The sequence below is a fragment of the Sulfitobacter sp. M13 genome (assembly GCF_053474885.1).
On record NZ_CM130281.1, the window covers coordinates 2,428,491 to 2,447,959 of the forward strand.

Sequence of the window (19,469 nt, forward strand, 5' to 3'; positions counted from 1 at the left end):
TCATTCCTGCTGATTGCATCACTCGACCCTTAGGCCCTGCGCATCGAAACGGTGCAGCTTGTCAGCCTGTGGTGTCAGGAAAATCCGGTCCCCGTGTTTGACTGGCAACTCGCCGTCGACGCGCACAGTCATCGGCTCAGAGCCCGCGGCCCCGTGGACGTGCAAGAAGGTGTCAGAGCCCAAATGCTCGGCCACGCCGATGGTGCCTTCCCAAGCACCTGCGGTGGTGGATACGTCAAGATGTTCGGGCCGGATGCCGATGGTGGGCGCGCCGCGCGCTTCGGCTTCGGCACCTTTGATGAGGTTCATTTTAGGCGATCCGATGAAGCCCGCGACGAATTCATTGCGCGGCTTATAGTAAAGCTCAAGCGGGCTGCCGACCTGTTCGATATAGCCTGCGCGCAGCACGACGATCTTGTCGGCCATTGTCATCGCTTCGACCTGATCGTGGGTGACGTAGATCATCGTCGTTGCCAGCCGCTTGTGCAGCTCGCTGATTTCCAGACGCATCCCCACCCGCAGCGCGGCGTCGAGGTTCGACAGCGGCTCGTCAAATAGGAAGGCCGAAGGTTCGCGCACGATGGCACGCCCAATGGCGACACGCTGGCGCTGCCCGCCCGAAAGCTGGCCCGGCCGACGGTCCAGATAGTCGGTCAGATTAAGCGCATTGGCAGCGGCTTCGATCCGGCGCTTCTGCTCATCCGCAGGCAGACCGGCCATCTTCATCGGAAAGGCGATGTTCTTGCGCACCGACATATGCGGATAAAGCGCGTAGGATTGGAACACCATCGCCAGTCCGCGCTTGGCGGGCGGCACATGGGTCGCATCCATGCCGTCGATATCGATATGGCCGGATGTGATATCCTCTAGCCCTGCAATGAGCCGCAGCAGCGTCGACTTCCCGCAGCCCGAGGGGCCGACGAAGACGGTAAATTCGCCGTCTTCGATGGTCAGATCCAGAGGCGGAATGACCCGCACGTCGCCGAAGCTTTTGGAAACCTGATTAAGTCTAATTTGTCCCATGTGACTGTCCCTTACTTACTTGACCGCGCCGAATGTCAGGCCGCTGACAAGCTGCTTTTGGCTGAACCAGCCGAGGATGAGGATTGGCGCAATTGCCATCGTGGAGGCCGCGCTGAGCTTGGCATAGAAAAGGCCTTCGGGGCTGGAGTAGCTCGCGATGAAGGCGGTGAGCGGAGCGGCCTTGGCCGCGGTGAGGTTGAGCGTCCAGAAGGCTTCGTTCCACGCGAGGATAAAGTTCAACAGCAAGGTGGAGGCAATGCCGGGGATCGCCATCGGCGTGAGCACATAAAGCACCTCTTCGCGCAAGCTCGCCCCATCCATCCGTGCGGCTTCTAGGATCTCGCCGGGGATTTCGCGGAAGTAAGTGTAAAGCATCCAGACGATAATCGGCAGGTTGATGAGCATCAAAATGATGACCAGTGCGATCTTGCTGTCGAGCACGCCGAACTGGATGCAAAGCAGATAGATCGGGTAAAGCACACCTACCGCTGGCAGCATCTTGGTCGACAGCATCCACAGCAGAATGTCTTTGGTGCGCTTGCTAGGCACAAAGGCCATCGACCATGCGGCAGGTACAGCGATCAGGATACCAAGGACGGTAGACCCGCCCGCGATGATGATAGAGTTCCACAAGAAGCGCCCGTAGTTGGACCGCTCCAGAACCGCTTGGTAGTTGGCCAGCGTCCAATCAAAGCCGAGAAAAATCGGTGGATCGGCAATCGCCTGCGCCTCGGTCTTGAAGCTGGTGAGGATGGTCCAAAGGATGGGAAAGAAGATCAGGAAACCGATACCCCAAGCGAGGGCGGTGTTGATGATCTTGCGTTTCTGGGTGATTGCGCGTGCCATGATATCTCCTCCTCAGGCGTCCAGGTTCTTGCCGACGATGCGCATCAGGAAGATGGCAACGATATTGGCAAGAATGATTGCATAGACACCGCCCGCAGATCCGAGGCCGATGTTTTGGCTTTCCAGCACCCGCTGGTAGATGAGATAGGTCAGCGTTTTGGTCCCAAAGGCACCGCCCGTGGTCACAAAGATTTCCGCAAAGATCGACAGTAAAAAGATCGTCTGGATTAGTATCACCACGGTGGTCGCGCGGCCCAGATGCGGGAGTGTAATATAAGCGAAACGCTTGGTCGCGGGTGCGCCGTCCATCTCGGCGGCGTCCAACTGCTCGCGGTCGAGCGACTGAATTGCCGTCAGCAGGATCAGCGTCGCAAAAGGCAGCCATTGCCAAGACACGATGATGACAATCGAGGTCAGCGAGGCTTGGCTCATCCATTGGACCGGTGTCGCACCGAAGAATTCCCAAAGGTAGGCAAAGAGCCCGTAGTTCGGGTCCATGAACATGTTTTTCCACACCAGCGCCGAGACGGTCGGCATGACGAAAAAGGGTGCGATCACAAGGATGCGGACAAAGCCCTGCCCCCACATCGGCTGGTTCAGAAGGATGGCGAGCAAGATACCCAGGCCCACAGTAATCGCCAAAACACTGCAGACAATAATGAGCGTGGTCACCACAGAGGGCCAGAAGGCGCTGGATGTGATGAAGCGCACATAGTTGTCGAACCCTACCCAGCCCAGATCACCGCCGCGCATGGGCAGGTATTTCTTGAACGAAAAGTAAAGCGTCATGGTCAGCGGAATAAGCATCCATCCAAGGAGCAAGACCACCGCAGGGGCCATCATCAGACGTGCCGCTGATCGGGAATGTTGGGTCGCCATCTGGCACATCTCCTCTGCTGGCGGCGGATGCCGCGTTTAGGTGAAGGGTATCATATTAGGTGGTGGGGTGGAAAAGGGCGGCGGGGTCCGCCGCCCTTAATACCGGTGAAGCGGCGGCTTAGCGGTAGCCGGCGGCTTCCATTGCGTCGTTGGTCAGCGCCTGCGCCTTCTCGAGCGCCTCTTCGACGGTCTGTTGACCGGCATAGGCGGCAGAGAACTCTTGGCTCACGTCTGTCGCGATGCCCGCAAACTCAGGGATCGCGGCGAACTGAACACCGACGTAAGGCGTCGGATCAACCGTGGAGTTCTGCGGATCAGCCGACAGGATCGAGTCGAGCGTCATCTGAGCAAAGGGCACTTTCTGGTACTCTGGGTTCTCATAAAGCGACTTGCGTGCGCCGGGAGGAACGTTTGCCCAGCCTTCGTTCTCGGCAACCAGATTGATGTAGTCTTTGGACGTGGCCCATTCGATGAACTCTTTTGCCGCATCTTCTTTCTGAGTACCCGCCGGGATCGCCAGCGCCCATGCCCAAAGCCAGTTGGAACGTTTGCCAAGGCCCGTATCGGGTGCCAGCGCAAAGCCAACCTTGTCGGCCACGGTGGAATCGTCACCGTTGGTCACAAAGGATGCCGCAACTGTGGCGTCGATCCACATGCCGCATTTGCCCTGCTGGAACATCGAAAGGTTTTCGTTAAAGCCGTTGGACGCATATCCCGCAGGGCCGCTCTCATCCATCAGGTCTTTGTAGAAGTTGATCGTGTTGGCCCATGCGTCGGTGTCGAACTGGGCGTTCCAATCCTCGTCGAACCAGCGCGCGCCAAAGGAATTCGACATCGCTGTGATAAACGCGCCGCCCTCGCCCCAACCGGCTTTGCCCCGCAGGCAGATGCCGTTGATGTCGTTTTCGCGGTCGGTCATGGCAGCCGCGGCTTCGCGGATGAATTCCCAGGTGGGGTCTTTCGGGGAGTATCCTAAACTCTGTGTATGAGGCTTAGCCCATGCGAGTTTGGCGGCTCATTTGTTGAACCGTTCTGGGTATAGGATAGCGAACTGATTGCGGGCAGCAACCCATTCTCTGACGGCCCTGCCTGTCTTTTCAAAACTGCGGATGGCCAGATAGATCAGCTTTGTCGCAGCATCATCAGTGGGAAAGCTACCGCGCGTTTTGGTGGTTTTTCGGATGACGCGGTTCAAGCTTTCAATCGCATTTGTCGTGTAGATGATTTTGCGCACTGCTGGTGGGAAGGCGAAGAACGGGATGACTTCTTGCCACGCGCGTCGCCAGCTTGGAGCGATTGACGGGTACTTTTGGCCCCATTCGGCCTCAAAATCAGCAAGGGCTTTCTCCGCCTCGGTGTCATCCGTGGCCTGATAAATCCGCTTGAGGTCTTTTGCGACGTTCTTGCGATCTTTCCATCCGCAGAAGTTCAGGGAATGGCGCACGAGATGGACAATGCAGGTTTGGACTGTGGTCTCAGGGAATGCGGCATTGATGGCATCTGGAAAGCCCTTGAGGCCGTCCACAACGGCGATCAGGATGTCTTCGACGCCGCGATTGCGCAGGTTGTTCATTACCGAGAGCCAGAACTTGGCCCCTTCGTTGTTGGCAATCCACAGGCCGAGAACCTCGCGTTCGCCCTCGGCGTTGACGCCCAGGGCTACGTAAACGGCTTTATTCTTGACCTGACGGCTTTCCGCATCGCGGATTTTGACCCGAAGAGCATCAAGGAAAACAATGGGATACATCGGCTCCAGAGCCCGGTTCTGCCAGTCTGATACTTCCTCCAGAACGGCATCTGTGACGCGGCTGACAAGATCGGCAGACACCTTCAGCCCGTAGACCTCTTCGAGATGGGCGCGGATGTCGCGGGTCGATAACCCCGCTGCATATAAGCCGATGATTTTGTCATCCATACCGTCGATCCGGGTTTGACCCTTCTTGATCAGTTCCGGTTCAAAACTCCCCTCACGGTCGCGCGGGACATCAATCGGCAGCGCCCCATCATTGCCCTTCAACGTCTTGCGCGACGTGCCATTGCGGCGGTTGCTCTGTTGGTTTGTGGGCTGGGTGTCAGGCTCATAGCCTAAATGCTCGGTCAGTTCAGCGCCAAGCATCCGTTCCATCAGGCGCACCTTCAGCTCTTTCATCAAGCCCTGATCGCCCAGTAAATCGTCCGCGTTCTCAACGCCGCTCAGCAGCTCGTCTAAAACTTCCTTGGATATCGTCATTGTCGTCATGCTCCTTCGTTAATGAAGCATGGGCCAAATTACTCATACACAGAAGATCGGACACTCTCGTCTTTCGGCATTTCCATGCCGGCTTTTTCCATCAGATCCGTGCGGTACATGATCATGGAGCTTTCGCCATAGAAAGGTGCGGCGTAAAGCGTGCCCTCGTGGCTCAGGCCACCTGCCATAGCAGGAAGGATATCGTCTGCGTCATAGTCTTCGCTGAGGTCATCCAGCGGTACAAGCCAGCCGTTCGCACCCCAGATCGGCGTTTCATACATGCCGATGGTCATGATGTCGAAAGAGCCGCCCTTGGTCGAGATGTCGGTGGTGACGCGCTGGCGCAGCACGTTCTCTTCCAAGGTGACCCATTCCACTTCGTGGCCGGTCTCTTCGGTGAATTTGTCGGTGTAGCCTTGCATACGGATCATGTCGCCGTTGTTCACGGTGGCGATGGTGATCGTTTCAGCAAACGCACCCCCGCCCATGATCAGGGACAAGGCCGTAGCAGCATACAGTGAATTCTTGCAGAGCATCAATAGTTCCTCCCTCTATAGATGATGAAGCGAGAGTAGCCAGTGATGCAACGCGCAGTCAACTTAAATTTTACGCGCGTTAATTATTTTTCAGGCAACCTGAAAACACAACGACTTACGCCGACGCCCGCATGACCAGCGTTCCTTCAAACAACGTCTCTTCGCGTTCGGTCAGCCGGGTTTCGCTTTCGATGATACCGAACAAGGTGCTGGCTGCACGATTCGCGATGGCGCCATAATCCTGTGCGATGGTGGTCAGCGGCGGGCATGTGTAACGCGAAAACGGGTGGTCATCCTGCCCTGCGATCCGCATGACACAGCCCTTGCCATGACCGACCTGCATCCCCAGTTCATAGGCTGCCGACAGCATCCCGATGGCCAGTCGGTCGTTCGAGCATAGCACCGTATCCGTCTCGAACGCCCCCGCTGCCATCAGTTTCCCGCCTTCGGTGGCGCCAATCTCTTCAAACTTCCACCCCTCGCCAGGCACCTGATGGATATGTGGCGCAAACCCGTGACGCGCCATTGCCTCCAGATAGGCCTGACGACGTTTGTTGGCGTTGGGGTTGCTTGGGGTCTTCATTTCGAAAAAACACGGTGGCTCGCCGCTGCGACACAGGTATTCAACCATCAGATCGACACATTGAAAATTGTCGGTTCCGACGAACGCCTCGCAGACCCCTTCGATATTTGCATCAAAGGTCACAACGGGGACGTCTTTGCTAAAGCGTTCAATATCGGCCCTGTCAGAGGCTTTGCCAAACGGTGCCAGCAAAACGCCCGCCGGTTTAAGTGCCCTCAGGGATTCCAGATTAACCCGCTCCTGTGCGGGGTTGCCGTGCGAGCTGAGCAATATGGGGCTATAGCCTGCTGCCATACAGGCAAGTTCTACCTCGCGCCCGATCTCGGAAAAGAAAGGGTCAGCGAGGTTGGGCACGACGATGCCGATGTTGCGCGTCTTGCGGCGATTTTGGTTTACCGCATAGACATTGGGCCGGTAGTCATACTGGCTTAGCGCCGCTTCGATCCGTTCGCGGGTGGTGCGCCTTACACTGTCAGGGTCGTTGAAATACTTTGATAGCGTGGGCCGAGAGATCCCACTGACGGCGGCAAATTCCTCCATGTTACGGATTCTTTTCTCACCCATCTTGACCCTCGCTTAACAAAACGCTGCGCGCGTAAACTCTGGTCAATATAGGGAAAGGTTCGCCCGGACCGCAAGAGCGCTGAGCCTTGGCGCAGAAACGCCGCGACAGTGGGATTGCCGACACCGCCCCTACGGCGATGCGCGGCTAAACTGTTTAATCGCGACGCCTGATACCTGAGCGGGCGCGAGAGGTCATTGCGGACCCTGTCTCATCTCTTCGATCCACGGCGGATTGGCACCGGCACGCGAAACAGTCACCGCGGCGACCTGCGCGCCATAGGCCAATGTTTTTGCTAGCACCTCAGGCGTGAGGCGGCTCAGGGCGTCTTTGTGCAACTGCCCGAGCTCTGACATTTTTGCCAGAACACCTGCGTTGAACGTATCCCCAGCCCCGACCGTATCGACAACTTCCGTTTTCAAAGCGGGCACTTGCACTTCTGCGCCATTCGCCAAATAGCCTGTGGCCCCCTCGCTTCCGCGTGTAAGGATGACGACCGACGGTCCCTTATTCAGAAGATCTGCCACCTTATCTCAGAGCGCGAGCGGCGCGGGGTTGATCCAGTTAAGATCCTCGTCCGAGACTTTCACAATGTCCGCCAGCGCCAGCATATGATCGAGCCGCGCGCGGTAACGCGCTATATCCTTGATGAAACCCGGGCGGATATTGGGGTCGATCATCACCGCACGCCCGTCGGCATTGCGCGCCAGCAGCGCGGCGTAGGTATCTGCGCCCGGCTCGCACGCCAGGCTGATGCCGCCGAAATACAGCGCCGAAACCTCATCCGAAAGCGCGGGCAGTTCGTCTGCCGTGATCATGCGCCCGGCCGAGTTCTCGTCATAGAAATCATAGGTCGCGTGGCCGCCGATCAGCCGTACAAACGCAAGTGTCGTCGGTCGGTCGGAGACAATAAGATGCGACACATCTACATGGCTCTCCTTGAGGCCATTGACCAATTGCTGCCCGAACCTGTCGGAAGATAGACCCGAGAGCATCCCCACCTGCGCCCCGAGCCGCCCCAAAGCGATGGATGTATTAAAAACCGCCCCTCCCGCATGCGGCACGAAACCGTCAGGACCAGCATTGGTTGGTGTCGGGATCATATCGATCAGAGCTTCTCCGCAGCAAAGGATCATCTTTTAACCTTTCAAAAATGCGTCGCGGTCGACGAGGAAACGGTCCGAGAGCGGTAGGCTCGCCGCACCAAGCGCACGCGCGTCGGCACCGATGGTACCTTCACGCACTTCGGGAGTATTCACACCGGGCAACGGCTGGACGTCGAGCGCGCGCCGGGTCCGCACAACCAGGTCGGCACGGGTCTCTTCGGGCAGCGAGCCATCGATCATCACGGTGTCGAAATCGATCAGACAGGTCGCGGCACGGATCGCCTGAGCCAATGCCTTGGCGGCCGCATCCAGCCAACTATCCCGAATGTCTCGTGGGAACCGCCACGCCGCCGGATCGTTCCAGCCATGGCTGTGGCTCTCGCCAGCATCATGCAGCATCGCCTCCAGCGTGGAAAGAGACGCGACATCAACGAGCTGCTGTCCGGATGTACCCGAGCCCGCGACCGGCATGGAGCCAAGCGCCCCTGCGTCACCGCTTTTGCCGGTATAAAGCTTGTTGTCGAGCACCAGTCCACCGCCGACAAAATAACCGATATAAAAGTAAAGGAACTCGCGCGGTTTATCGTGAGCACCGAACACCAGCTCCGCCCCGCAGGCCGCCGAAGCGTCATTGCATAGGTAGATTGGGCCCTCAACAAACTTTGCCAACGCCGCCACGATATCGAAGTCCCGCCACGCACCGAGGCTTTGGTTTGCGACGTCCCATGCCCACATGTTGAACGGCAGCGCGACGCCCAATCCCGCCGTCCGCCTGCGCTGTGTGGCGGATAGAGTGGCGCGCATTTTTTCTAACGCCCGCTCAGTGAATCCCATAACCGCGCTCGGGGTCGGATGGCCATAAACCTCGCTGCTGTGGCGCAGCACCTTCCCCGCGAAATCGGTGAGGATCAGCTCTACGCTACGCCGACCGACCTTCAGTCCAAGGAAGAATGCACCGTTGGGGTCTAGCCCGATTGGAACAGATGGCTGCCCTACCCTGCCTTTTACCCGCACACCCTTTTTCAGCATGCCGTCGGCTTCGAGCGCGCGCATGATGACCGAGACAGTTTGCGCAGAGAGCCCCGTCGCGCGGGCGACTTCGGCCTTGGGTGTTGGCCCGTTACGGCGCAACAGAGACAGAACAAGCCTTTCGTTATAGGCCCGCATCCCGCTTTGGTTTGACCCGCGCGTCGGTCGGTCGGCGTGCGATGGATTGTCCTGCAAACCGACCTCCCCTTTGACATCTGCGTAGCTTTACCCGCAGTAATTCCCAAACAAGCGACAGCAAGTCAATAATTAAATCACTCTTATTTATTAAATAGAACATTTGGCAAAGAGTTCCATCCGCGCACCCTACAGGCGCGTTCAAATCTCGAGGATCCTGGAAACAGAGGTTTCTACGCCTCAGGCTTGGAGCTCAGCGTCCCAATACAGAAAATCCATCCAGCTTTCGTGCAGGTGATTAGGCGGGAATTTTCGGCCCATGTTACGCAGATCTTCGGCCTGAGGCTGGCGCGGTGGCTTGCGCAGCTGGAACCCGGTCAGGTGCAGCGCTTTGGACCCTTTTTTCAGATTACAGGGGCTACAGGCCGCGACGACATTTTGCCAGCTGGTGATCCCGCCTGCCGCGCGTGGCACCACGTGATCAAACGTCAGGTCCCCGCGCGCGCCGCAGTACTGGCAGCAAAATTCATCCCTCAGAAATAAATTAAAGCGCGTGAAGGCCACGCGCTTTTGAGGTTTGACATAATCTTTGAGAACAACCACCGACGGGATGCGAATTTGCATCGACGGGCTGTGAACATAATCGTCATACTCGGCGACGATATCCACCCGGTCCAGCCATTTGGCTTTGACGGCTTCTTGCCAAGGCCAAAGCGACAGCGGGTAATAAGACAAAGGTCTATAGTCCGCATTCAGCACAAGGGCCGGTTTGTTTTTAAGCCCTGCCGGGCTTCGCGTAAATTCAGTCCTAAAGTCGCCGTCCATTGTTCGATAGCCCCTTGCCGTTCCGCGTCCGGTCCAGCGAGACAGCCCCGCTGATGCTTTCGACTATATCTCGTGGTTTGCGTCTGACAAGTCGCAAACGGCTACAAGATGTCGCAGAAGGATTAGGGCGATTACGTAACAGGCATGTGACGGCAAGGGGCTTGCGTCGCAGGGGTCCCCCTGCGCACAGCCGAGGCCGCCGCAGGGATCAGGTCAAAGACCCAGTTTGTCGCGCATAAAGGCAAGCGCCACGCTCAGCCCATCGGGGGCGATCCCGTGGCCTGTACCCTTCATGATATGGGCAAAGACATCCGTCCATCCGGCTTCTTGCAGCGTCTCTGCGGCTTGGGGCAAGGACTGCGGTGGGACGACATCATCCGCATCACCATGCACCAGCAGCACCGGAGGGCGCACGACGATTTCGTCTTTCAGGCTTTCTGGTGACAGCAAGCGACCCGAGAATGCCACTACGCCAGCCACTGCATCCTCGCGCCGCGGTGCGACATGAAGCGCCATCATTGTGCCTTGGGAAAAGCCAAACAGCACAACCTGTTCGGGCAGCAGGTCTTCGTCCACCATCAGCGCGTCGAGAAAGGCATTCAGGTCATCGACTGCCTGCATCATGCCGCGCTCTGCTTCCTCTTCCGACGAATTGTCGATCCACGGGATCGGGAACCACTGGAATCCCATGGGCGCGCCAGCGCAGGCTTCGGGCGCATCGGGGGCCACGAACAGTGTATCGGGCAGATGTTCAGCCAACGGGTCGGCAAGCCCCAGCAGATCGGCACCATTCGCGCCATAGCCGTGCAGGAACACGACGGCAGACCGCGTTTCCCCCGAGACCGGTTCGCGGCGCTCTGCGTTTAGTACTCGTGTCATGAAATCCCTTCCCGTTGTTTTGCCACGCGGTAGTACGAAAACAAGATGCGGGCTGCAACCGATCGCCATGGCGACCAATCCTGCGCCATTGATGCAAGCTGTTTCGGCTTTGGTCGCTCTGGCAGATCAAACAGGATTTTCGCCGCCTCATGCAAGGCCAGATCGCCTTGGGGCAGGATATCGGCGCGGCCCAGCGAAAACATCGCATAGATCTGCGCCGTCCACAGCCCGACACCGGGCACCGCCGTCAGCGTTTCAATCACCAGGGCGTCCGGCACATTGTGCAACGCGGGATAGTCGATCCCCGCTTCTGCCAGCGCCAGAGCATAGCGAATTTTCTGCCGGCTCAGGCCCGCATTGCGCAGACCGTCTTCGCCCGCGGCAATAATCGCCGCCTCATGGGTCAGCCCCGCCGCATCCATCTTGGCCCGCATGGCGTTTGCCGACGCGACCGAGACTTGCTGACTGATGATCGCCCCGATCAGCGCGTCAAACCCGTCACTGCGCAGCCGTAACGGAAGCGCGCCAGTGGCGTCCAGCGCGATCGCGAATTGCGGCACCTGTGCTGCCAGCCACGCGGCACCTTCGGCGACATCGGCGTCGCAGGTGATGATCGGACCAATGCTCATATGCCCGCCCCTTTGCGTGGCAATGTTTCGATCCACGTCATCCCCGCCTCTGCCCCATGCAGCGCCTGAGCGCCTGCGGGAGGTGAGGGGCGATCAATGGCGATCACCCGCAGCCCAAGGTCTAGCGCCGCATCCAGCTTAGGGCGGCTTGGCGCGCCTCCGACATTGCGCAAGACCAGCGTGTCGATCTGCAATCGGCGAAACAATTCTGCTTCGGCTGCCCGCGTAAACGGCGGCTGACCAAAGACGGCTTCGGCAAAGGGTGGCAGCGCGGATCGCGCCTGTGCGTTGGTTTGACGCAGATACAGCCGCGCACCTGAGAAAGGGTGATACTGGTCTAACGTCCCCCGCCCGGTCGCGGCAAAGACGCGCGCCTCGGATCGGATCATCAGCGCGGCCTCGGCCACTGACGCAGCCCGCTCCGCTAGCGCGGTGATATCCCACATGGGCCGCACTATTCGCACATAGGGCAGGTTCAGCTGTGCCGCTGCGCCGAAAGCGATCTGGGATATATCAGCGTCAAACCCGTGCCCCGCGTCCAGAACGGCGGTAAATTTATGCACGCGAAGATAGGCCTCAACCTCATCCACATCGCGCGGTGACCAGATTTCAGAAGGTACGGGCAGCGGGCCAAAGCTCCGCTCCGCCCGTCGCAATACCGCCCGTGCAGACACGCCCGCCGCCGCCATGGCAGCAGCAATCTCATGCGCCTCAGCGCTGCCTGCGATCAGCAGGATATTCGGGCTCTGGTTCATGGCGCGACCATCGACGAGCCCGCCGCCGGACGCAAGGCCCTTGCAGCCCCCCAAAGCCCGGTCTACGCATTCACCATGACAGTGATTGATGACACCCGCGCCAAGCGCAACGTTGCCGTGCTGGTGACCGCGCAGGCCTTTCTTGGCAGCCAGATGCCGATGTATTTTGTGGTTGGCGGACTGGCGGGGCAGCAGTTGTCGCCCAATGTCTGCCTTGCCACGCTGCCGATCTCGATGATCGTGTTCGGGTCGATGACCACGGCACCTTGGCTGTCAACTGTGATGCAGCGCTTTGGCCGCCGTGCGGGGTTCGTTACGGGCGCGGTTGGCGGTATGACGGGGGCCGCACTTTGCGCCTATGCGCTGACGGTGCAAAGCTTCATGATCTTCCTGCTGGGCAGTTATCTGATCGGCATCTACATGAGCTCCCAAGGCTTTTTCCGCTTCGCCGCCACGGACACCGCCTCTGACGCGTTCCGGCCCAAAGCGATTTCTTATGTTATGGCGGGCGGGTTGATCTCGGCCATCATCGGGCCGCAGCTGGTGGGCTTTCTGACCGGCGCGAACGGTGACGCGACCGTCATGCGCTTTTATCCGGTCTATCTGGCCGCGATTGCGCTGAACGCTGTGGGCATGGTGCTTTTCGCCTTTCTCAACATCCCCAAACCACCCGTGCCTGCCGTGGATGCCCCCAAGGGCCGCAGCCGGATGGAGCTTTTGAAAACCCCGCGCATCGCCGTCGCAGTGATCTGCGGGATGGTGTCCTACGCGCTGATGAACCTCGTGATGACATCGACCCCGCTGGCGGTTGTGGGCTGCGGCTATGACATCGTCGATGCATCCCACGTGGTGACCGGCCACGTGCTTGCCATGTATGCGCCGTCATTTTTCACCGGTCACCTGATCGCGAAATTCGGGGTCGAGAAAATTCTTGGGATCGGAATCGTGATCCTCGCGGGGGCCGGTATGGTCGCCCTGCAGGGGGTTGACCTGAACAACTTCTACATCGCTCTGATCCTGCTTGGCATCGGTTGGAACTTTGGTTTTATCGGCGCGACATCCATGTTGGCCGGTGCGCACGAGCCCCATGAACGTGGGCGGATGCAGGGGCTGAACGATCTGCTGGTGTTTGGCGGCGTAACCTTCGCATCGCTGTCCAGCGGCGGGCTGATGAACTGTTCCGGCGGCAACCCTGTCGAAGGCTGGGCCGCCGTCAACATCGCGATGATCCCGTTTCTGGTTCTAGCGGGCGGGTCATTGATCTGGCTTATGCTGCGCCAGCGCAGCGAGCAGGTCTAGGGCTACCAGCGCCCCGACAGCGCACGCCATGACAGCGGGAAATCATTCATCGGCGGCAATTCCCCCGCGCTAACGCATGCGGGAGATGCCATCGCCGCGCTGAGCACCTTTTCAGCAGCCCCCACGCTATACATCGCCGGACGCGCCGCCTTGGAGATTTTGTTGCGATTTCGCCGTGCCCGCTGCAACCGCGCCCGCGCCTTTTCCGCCAGCGCCACGACGCCTGCGTCGGTGCCGTCCAACAGCGGCACGCGCCCCTGCTCGACCAGCTGCGGGATTGCATGCAGCCATGAAGCCACCCCCGCGCCATAGGCCGCATCTCGTACCGTCGCCTCATCCGCCGGCCCCAGACCGCGGGCAGCCACCCACATCAGATTGCCAGTGGTCTGGTCAATATAGGCGTCGAAATGCACGGTATCCTCAAAGGCGTCGCGGTAGATATCCCACCGCCGCGCCGCAGCCAGAGTATCCAGCAGCACCGCATCCTCGGGCGCGATGGCCAACGCCAGGGGCGTCGCCACCTCGTGCCGCCGCACGATGCCGCGCTTTGCGATCTCGTCACAGACGTCGCGCCACCATTGCAGACGCATCTCTGCGATCATGGTTTCCTGCGTCACCCACGGGGCCCGCGCCACTTCGATGTTAAATGCATAAAGCGGGAACAGCACGCGCCGCGCCGCGACAGGTGCGGCCATGCTGGCGCGAAACCGCAGCGGATCGGCACGCTCGACGATTCCCGCGCAGGCGTTCAGATCGGCATCAAACTCCATCATGTCTTACCCTTTACGGTCCCGGATCAGCTTCCAGCGGATCGCGTCCAGCAGCGCCTCGAATGACGCATCAACGATATTTGCCGACACGCCCACCGTGGACCAGCGTCGCCCCTGCCCGTCTTCGCTGTCGATGATAACGCGTGTCACCGCTTCGGTGCCGCCTTGGGTGATCCGCACCTTGAAATCGACCAGATGCATGTCTTCGAGCAACGCAGAATACTGCCCCAGATCTTTGACCAACGCCTTGCTCAGCGCATTGACGGGTCCGCGATCACAGCCCTCTGTGTCCATGCTTTCGCTCACCGACAGACGTTTTTCGCCGTCGACCTTCACAACGACAACGGCCTCTGACAGGCTGACCATCTGGTTATATTTGTTTTTGCGCCGCTCGACGGTGACGCGGTAGCGTTTGACCTCGAACAGGTCCGGCATCTGCCCCAAGGCCTTGCGCGCCAGCAGCTCAAAGCTCGCCTGCGCGGTGTCATAGCTATAGCCTTCGGCCTCGCGCGCTTTTACCTCGTCCAGGATCTGCCCCAAGGCGGGGTCTCCCTTGGTGATGGTCAGCCCTGCGCTTTCAAGTCGGCGGCGCAGGTTGGACTGGCCAGCCTGGTTCGACATGGGAATGATGCGCGTATTGCCGACTACAGCGGGATCGATATGCTCGTAGGTGGACGGGTCCTTCAGGATTGCACTGGCATGCAGCCCCGCTTTATGCGCAAAGGCCGACGACCCGACAAAGGCCGCTTGCTTTAGCGGCACGCGGTTCAATATCTCGTCCAGGGCGCGGCTGATCTGCGTCAGGTTGGCCAAGCCGCCCAAGGGGATTCCCGTGTCAAAGCGGCTGGTATAGGGTTCTTTCAGCAGTAGGATCGGGATCAGCGTGGTCAGGTTGGCATTGCCGCAGCGTTCACCCAGACCGTTCAACGTCCCCTGTATCTGCCGCGCACCTGCATCAACGGCGGCCAGCGAACAGGCGACCGCATTTTCGGTGTCATTATGGGTGTGGATGCCCAGACGATCGCCGGGAATGCCTGCGGCGATGACCTCGCCCGTGATGCGCCCGACCTCGGCTGGCATGGTGCCGCCATTGGTGTCGCAAAGCACAATCCAGCGCGCGCCCGCGTCATAAGCCGCCTTGATAGCGGTCAGGGCGTAATCGGGGTTGGCGCGGTAGCCGTCAAAGAAATGCTCTGCATCAAACAACGCCTCGCGTCCTTGGGCCACCAGATGCGCGATCGACTTTGCGATATTGTCGGTGTTTTCTTCCAGCGTGATGCCAAGGGCCGCCGAGACGTGGAAATCATGGGTTTTGCCCACCAGACAGACCGTATCCGTCCCCGCGTTCATCACCGCCGCAAGTACATCATCATTTTGCGCCGACATGCCGTTGCGCTTGGTCATGCCAAAGGCCGTCATTCGTGCCCGCGTGGTAGGTGCGGCGTCGAAAAAAGCACTATCCGTCGGGTTCGCGCCCGGCCAGCCGCCTTCGATATAATCAACGCCCAAAGTGTCGAGCGCAGTGGCGATGATGACCTTTTCAGCGGTAGAAAACTGCACCCCTTGCGTCTGCTGCCCGTCGCGCAGCGTGGTGTCGTAAAGGTAAAGGCGTTCGCGGGTCATAGGCTGCGCCCTTTCGATTGCTCAATCTTGAGGTTGTGCACTTCGCACGACCAGCCCCCGTCCGCCCCCACGGGCGGGGGCTTCGCCCCAACCCTCGGCCGGAGGCTGGTCTGCGTTGTGTTATGGGTCATTTGATAGCCTCAAGTTTCGAGCGGTCAAAACCTACTTGCGGTTCGATCGTCACCTCATTCGCGGACATTCGAACCGAAAAACCAGCCAAATCCAATTGTGTCTTAAGACGATCCAGCCCTGTAAAATCTTTCGTCTCTTTAGCAACGGTCCGGACTTCCTCCAGTTTCGAAGCAAGCTTGTTCAAATCCCTTTTTATATCCGAACGTTCGGCAACCTTGGTCTGAAGTGCACCCCATGAGTAAATACCAAGAAACACTAGATCTCGTGCCAGTTGGCTCGCGTTATTTCTATCCCTGAGGGTCTTCAACACGCCGAGTGCACCGTAGGTATCCAAGTCACGCGCAAGAGCTGAAATTATTTCGGGGCTTGGATCGAGCTCACGAGCTTTCTCAAGACTTACCGCAAACTCTTCGTAACCTTCGAGCGTACTAATGTAGCCAAACAGGGTCGCTTCTGCCTCCACTTTTTTCTCAACCGTCCAGTCCATCGGCTTGCGATAGTGGGTGCTGAGCATGACGAAACGGATCACTTCGCCCGGCACGCCCTGATCCAACAAGTCCCGTACCGTAAAGAAGTTACCAAGCGACTTGGACATCTTCTTGCCCTCGACCTGCAACATCTCGTTGTGCAGCCAGTAGCGCGCCATTTCGTCGGTGCCATTGGCGCAGCAGCTTTGGGCGATTTCGTCCTCGTGGTGCGGGAATTGCAGGTCCAGCCCGCCGCCGTGAATGTCAAAAACGTGGGGCTGGCTTTTCGCACCTTCAGACAGACGGTCCTGACGCAAGGGTTCTTTCCACAGCAGTTCGTCCGCCATAGCCGAACATTCGATATGCCAGCCCGGACGGCCGCGACCCCAAGGACTGTCCCACCCCGGCGTTGCGTCGTCCGACGGTTTCCACAAAACAAAATCCATTGGGTTGCGTTTGTAGGGGGCTACTTCGACGCGTGCGCCGGCGATCATGTCGTCGATCGACCGCCCCGACAGCGCACCATATTCCTTATAACTTTCAACGGCGAAGAGCACATGCCCATCGGCGGCATAGGCGTGGCCCTTGGCGATCAGCCCTTCGATCATCTCGACCATCTGCAGAATATAGGCCGTGGCGCGTGGCATGTGATCGGGCTCTAGCGCGCCAACGGCGGCCATATCATCCAGAAACCACTGCGTCGTTTCAGCGGTGATATCGCCGATTGACCGCCCGCTTTCGGCCGCCCGCGCGTTGATCTTGTCATCCACATCCGTGAAGTTGCGCACGTAGGTCACGTGATCCTCGCCATAGACATGGCGCAGCAGGCGGTTGAGCACGTCAAACACGATGACGGGGCGCGCGTTGCCCAAGTGGGCGCGGTCGTACACCGTCGGCCCACAGACATACATCCGCACGTTTTTATCATCGATTGGGATGAAATCCTCGCGTTTGCGGGTTTTCGTGTTGTGCAGCTTGATTGAGGTCATGGCGCGTCCTTACGCAAGGATTGCGCGGGCATGGCACTGAAATCTCGGGAAGAAAACGATGTGAGCAAGCCCGCCGGAAGGTCTTAGCAGGTAATACAGCAAATAAGGGGTGGCATCATCTTCATGCGGTCTGCGTAGCCCGACCCGCCCGTGGCGGTCAAGCCTGATTGACAAATCAACCCTGCTCTGCGCCCCTGCGTCTTCACGTTACGAGGGAGAGACGGCATGCAACTATCATCGCGTATTACAGGACTGCTTGGCGGCGGATCAGACGGTTGGGGCGTATTCTTGCGCGCGCGCCAGATGATCGCGGATGGTACCGATGTAACCGAACTGACCATTGGCGAACACGACATCCGTACTGCCGCGCCGATCTTGCAAGATATGCACCGTGCAGCGCTGGCCGGTCACACAGGCTATGCTGCCATTCCCGGCACCACCGACCTGCGCGATGCCGTGGCCGCGCGGCTGCAAGAACGCACCGGTGTCCCCACAACGCGCGATAATGTGCTGATCACACCCGGTGGGCAAAGTGCGCTGTTTGCGGCGCATATGGCGACCTGCAACCCCGGCGATACCGCGCTTTATATCGATCCGTACTATGCCACCTACCCCGGCACGATCCGCGGTGTCAGCGCCCTACCCCATGCCGTTTTCGCCAGTGCCGATGATGCATTTCAGCCCCGACCCGACGCGATAGCCGCCGCAGCCAAGCAGACCGGAGCAACATCACTGCTGGTCAATTCCCCCAACAACCCGACGGGCGTTGTCTATTCTCGCGAGACGCTTGAAGGCATCGCGCAGGTCTGCCGGGATCACAACATGTGGCTGATCTCGGACGAGGTGTATGACACGCAGGTTTGGGAAGGCGAACATCTGTCGCCGCGCGCGCTGGATGGTATGGCAGATCACACGCTGGTCGTGGGGTCGATGTCGAAAAGCCACGCTATGACCGGTTCCCGTTGTGGCTGGATCGTCGGGCCGGTCGACGCGATTGAACATCTGACTAATCTTGCGACCCACACGACCTATGGCGTGCCGGGATACATTCAGGATGCCGCCTTGTTCGCGCTGAACCAGGGCGTTGCGTTCGAGACCGAAATCTCGGCTCCCTTCCAACGTCGCCGGTTGTTGGCTCAGGATATTCTGGCACGGCAAAACGCCGTCAGCCTCGTTCCTGCCCAAGGCGCGATGTACGTAATGCTGGATATTCGCAGCACCGGCATGACGGGCGAGGAATTTGCCTATGCGTTGCTCGAGAAACACCACATCGCGGTCATGCCTGGCGAAAGTTTTGGCGAGGCCGCGGCGGGACATATCCGTGTCGCAATGACGATCGAGGACACGCGCTTTGCCCAAGCACTGGCCACCCTGTGCGATTTCGCCGAAGCGCTTGCGGCCTGACGCCGGCACCCCGACAAGAATAAATATAGAAGAATCCAAAAAGGCCGGAGGATAATCCTCCGGCCTTTTTGACTGGCACTTTTTATATATCATCTGCCGAAGAAATCGCGTTGCGACGCCCTCGGCAGATACACCGCCAGTTGTCAGCTTATCAGCTTAGAAACGGTAGGAACCACGAACGTTGAATGTGGTTGCTTCCAGATCGTCGCCGGACACACCATTGACGTCATCGAACTTGTGCTCGAGCAGTTCTGCACCGACACTGTATTGCTCGGTGATTTTGTAGTCCATGCCGATACCGTAGAAGGAACCGTCTTCGTCACCCATGGATGTGTCGGCACGAGCGTAACCACCGGTTGCGTAAACCAGAGTGTTGCCCAGGTCGTAGCCGCCTTTGATTTTCGCACGAGCAACGGAGTCAACAGTACCGATTGTGGTGCCTGCAGCGTTGTCCAGATCGATGTCTGTTTTGTCATAGTCCAGCTCGCCGCCCAGTACAAAACGACCGAAGTCATAGTTGTAACCAGCGTGGAAACCGTAGGAACCGTTGTCGCCTTCGAGGCCGCCATCGGTCTCAGCGTCGGCATAGCCCAACTGCAGACCTGTGTAGAAGCCTGTCCAGTCGCCGCCCAAGTTTGGTGCAGGAACGGGCGCGGTCATTACGGGCTCGATCACTGGCTCCGACAGGCTACCAGCGAATGCTGCGCCAGCGAATGCTGTGGATGCCAAAAAGGCTGCGGATGCAAGTTTCATAGTGCGTTTCATAAT

16 protein-coding genes and 3 pseudogenes are annotated in these 19,469 nt (G+C 58.9%); 2 read left to right on the top strand and 17 right to left on the bottom strand.

Annotation, left to right across the window (positions count from 1 at the left end; genetic code table 11):
• Positions 1-18: 18 nt before the first annotated feature.
• The 13 genes and pseudogenes from ACVBAU_RS11720 to ACVBAU_RS11780 all read right to left on the bottom strand — a co-directional run bounded on the left by ACVBAU_RS11720 (position 19) and on the right by ACVBAU_RS11780 (position 12,017).
• Positions 19-1,023: an ABC transporter ATP-binding protein gene (locus ACVBAU_RS11720; RefSeq protein WP_138923162.1), complete on the bottom strand. Its 1,005-nt coding sequence runs from the start codon at positions 1,021-1,023 to the stop codon at positions 19-21.
• 15 nt (positions 1,024-1,038) lie between these two features.
• Complete coding sequence (locus ACVBAU_RS11725; RefSeq protein WP_138923161.1) at positions 1,039-1,869, bottom strand: carbohydrate ABC transporter permease; 831 nt, start codon at positions 1,867-1,869, stop codon at positions 1,039-1,041.
• 12 nt (positions 1,870-1,881) lie between these two features.
• A complete protein-coding gene (locus ACVBAU_RS11730; protein ID WP_093733631.1) occupies positions 1,882-2,748 on the bottom strand; it encodes a carbohydrate ABC transporter permease in 867 nt (288 codons plus the stop codon).
• Between the two features lie 118 nt (positions 2,749-2,866).
• A pseudogene (locus ACVBAU_RS11735) lies at positions 2,867-3,712 on the bottom strand (extracellular solute-binding protein); the annotation flags it as partial.
• A gap of 51 nt (positions 3,713-3,763) precedes the next feature.
• Complete coding sequence (locus ACVBAU_RS11740; protein WP_448326504.1) at positions 3,764-4,978, bottom strand: IS256 family transposase; 1,215 nt, start codon at positions 4,976-4,978, stop codon at positions 3,764-3,766.
• A 74-nt stretch (positions 4,979-5,052) separates the two neighbouring features.
• Positions 5,053-5,514: pseudogene (locus ACVBAU_RS11745) on the bottom strand (ABC transporter substrate-binding protein); the annotation flags it as partial.
• 115 nt (positions 5,515-5,629) lie between these two features.
• A complete protein-coding gene (locus ACVBAU_RS11750; protein WP_448326506.1) occupies positions 5,630-6,661 on the bottom strand; it encodes a LacI family DNA-binding transcriptional regulator in 1,032 nt (343 codons plus the stop codon).
• 192 nt (positions 6,662-6,853) lie between these two features.
• Positions 6,854-7,795, bottom strand: a pseudogene (locus ACVBAU_RS11755) (carbohydrate kinase family protein).
• Between the two features lie 3 nt (positions 7,796-7,798).
• Positions 7,799-8,989 (bottom strand): ROK family transcriptional regulator, encoded by a 1,191-nt coding sequence (locus ACVBAU_RS11760; RefSeq protein ID WP_448326508.1) that lies wholly within the window; start codon positions 8,987-8,989, stop codon positions 7,799-7,801.
• 180 nt (positions 8,990-9,169) lie between these two features.
• Positions 9,170-9,754: an HNH endonuclease gene (locus ACVBAU_RS11765; protein ID WP_138923157.1), complete on the bottom strand. Its 585-nt coding sequence runs from the start codon at positions 9,752-9,754 to the stop codon at positions 9,170-9,172.
• A 213-nt stretch (positions 9,755-9,967) separates the two neighbouring features.
• Positions 9,968-10,633: an alpha/beta hydrolase gene (locus ACVBAU_RS11770; RefSeq protein ID WP_138923156.1), complete on the bottom strand. Its 666-nt coding sequence runs from the start codon at positions 10,631-10,633 to the stop codon at positions 9,968-9,970.
• Positions 10,630-11,262: a DNA-3-methyladenine glycosylase family protein gene (locus ACVBAU_RS11775; protein ID WP_448326511.1), complete on the bottom strand. Its 633-nt coding sequence runs from the start codon at positions 11,260-11,262 to the stop codon at positions 10,630-10,632. Before ACVBAU_RS11775 ends, ACVBAU_RS11770 begins: the two co-directional genes overlap by 4 nt.
• Positions 11,259-12,017: a precorrin-6A/cobalt-precorrin-6A reductase gene (locus ACVBAU_RS11780; RefSeq protein WP_448326513.1), complete on the bottom strand. Its 759-nt coding sequence runs from the start codon at positions 12,015-12,017 to the stop codon at positions 11,259-11,261. Before ACVBAU_RS11780 ends, ACVBAU_RS11775 begins: the two co-directional genes overlap by 4 nt.
• Positions 12,018-12,092: 75 nt before the next feature.
• Between ACVBAU_RS11780 and ACVBAU_RS11785 the strand changes: the two genes are divergently transcribed.
• Positions 12,093-13,316, top strand: coding sequence for an MFS transporter (locus ACVBAU_RS11785; protein WP_448328975.1), 1,224 nt, complete (start codon positions 12,093-12,095; stop codon positions 13,314-13,316).
• A gap of 2 nt (positions 13,317-13,318) precedes the next feature.
• Here ACVBAU_RS11785 and ACVBAU_RS11790 read toward each other — a convergent pair whose 3' ends face one another.
• The 3 genes from ACVBAU_RS11790 to cysS all read right to left on the bottom strand — a co-directional run bounded on the left by ACVBAU_RS11790 (position 13,319) and on the right by cysS (position 17,297).
• Positions 13,319-14,086, bottom strand: coding sequence for a squalene/phytoene synthase family protein (locus tag ACVBAU_RS11790; RefSeq protein ID WP_448328977.1), 768 nt, complete (start codon positions 14,084-14,086; stop codon positions 13,319-13,321).
• A gap of 6 nt (positions 14,087-14,092) precedes the next feature.
• Positions 14,093-15,709 carry a citramalate synthase gene (cimA, locus tag ACVBAU_RS11795; protein WP_448326515.1) on the bottom strand — a complete coding sequence of 539 codons (1,617 nt, stop codon included), beginning with the start codon at positions 15,707-15,709 and terminating at the stop codon, positions 14,093-14,095.
• Between the two features lie 127 nt (positions 15,710-15,836).
• Positions 15,837-17,297 (bottom strand): cysteine--tRNA ligase, encoded by a 1,461-nt coding sequence (cysS, locus tag ACVBAU_RS11800; RefSeq protein ID WP_448326517.1) that lies wholly within the window; start codon positions 17,295-17,297, stop codon positions 15,837-15,839.
• Between the two features lie 225 nt (positions 17,298-17,522).
• Between cysS and ACVBAU_RS11805 the strand changes: the two genes are divergently transcribed.
• A complete protein-coding gene (locus tag ACVBAU_RS11805) occupies positions 17,523-18,701 on the top strand; it encodes a pyridoxal phosphate-dependent aminotransferase (protein ID WP_448326519.1) in 1,179 nt (392 codons plus the stop codon).
• Between the two features lie 156 nt (positions 18,702-18,857).
• Here ACVBAU_RS11805 and ACVBAU_RS11810 read toward each other — a convergent pair whose 3' ends face one another.
• Entirely contained in the window at positions 18,858-19,466 is a 609-nt protein-coding gene (locus ACVBAU_RS11810; RefSeq protein WP_323802332.1) for an outer membrane protein, read from the bottom strand.
• Positions 19,467-19,469: the final 3 nt, after the last annotated feature.

Bases quoted from the DNA above. Each gene is read 5' to 3' on its own strand.
- ACVBAU_RS11720 (WP_138923162.1), bottom strand. From the start codon at position 1,023: ATGGGACAAATTAGACTTAATCAGGTTTCCAAAAGCTTCGGCGACGTG.
- ACVBAU_RS11725 (WP_138923161.1), bottom strand. From the start codon at position 1,869: ATGGCACGCGCAATCACCCAGAAACGCAAGATCATCAACACCGCCCTC.
- ACVBAU_RS11730 (WP_093733631.1), bottom strand. From the start codon at position 2,748: ATGGCGACCCAACATTCCCGATCAGCGGCACGTCTGATGATGGCCCCT.
- ACVBAU_RS11740 (WP_448326504.1), bottom strand. From the start codon at position 4,978: ATGACGATATCCAAGGAAGTTTTAGACGAGCTGCTGAGCGGCGTTGAG.
- ACVBAU_RS11750 (WP_448326506.1), bottom strand. From the start codon at position 6,661: ATGGGTGAGAAAAGAATCCGTAACATGGAGGAATTTGCCGCCGTCAGT.
- ACVBAU_RS11765 (WP_138923157.1), bottom strand. From the start codon at position 9,754: ATGGACGGCGACTTTAGGACTGAATTTACGCGAAGCCCGGCAGGGCTT.
- ACVBAU_RS11770 (WP_138923156.1), bottom strand. From the start codon at position 10,633: ATGACACGAGTACTAAACGCAGAGCGCCGCGAACCGGTCTCGGGGGAA.
- ACVBAU_RS11775 (WP_448326511.1), bottom strand. From the start codon at position 11,262: ATGAGCATTGGTCCGATCATCACCTGCGACGCCGATGTCGCCGAAGGT.
- ACVBAU_RS11780 (WP_448326513.1), bottom strand. From the start codon at position 12,017: ATGAACCAGAGCCCGAATATCCTGCTGATCGCAGGCAGCGCTGAGGCG.
- ACVBAU_RS11785 (WP_448328975.1), top strand. From the start codon at position 12,093: ATGACAGTGATTGATGACACCCGCGCCAAGCGCAACGTTGCCGTGCTG.
- ACVBAU_RS11790 (WP_448328977.1), bottom strand. From the start codon at position 14,086: ATGGAGTTTGATGCCGATCTGAACGCCTGCGCGGGAATCGTCGAGCGT.
- cimA (WP_448326515.1), bottom strand. From the start codon at position 15,709: ATGACCCGCGAACGCCTTTACCTTTACGACACCACGCTGCGCGACGGG.
- cysS (WP_448326517.1), bottom strand. From the start codon at position 17,297: ATGACCTCAATCAAGCTGCACAACACGAAAACCCGCAAACGCGAGGAT.
- ACVBAU_RS11805 (WP_448326519.1), top strand. From the start codon at position 17,523: ATGCAACTATCATCGCGTATTACAGGACTGCTTGGCGGCGGATCAGAC.
- ACVBAU_RS11810 (WP_323802332.1), bottom strand. From the start codon at position 19,466: ATGAAACGCACTATGAAACTTGCATCCGCAGCCTTTTTGGCATCCACA.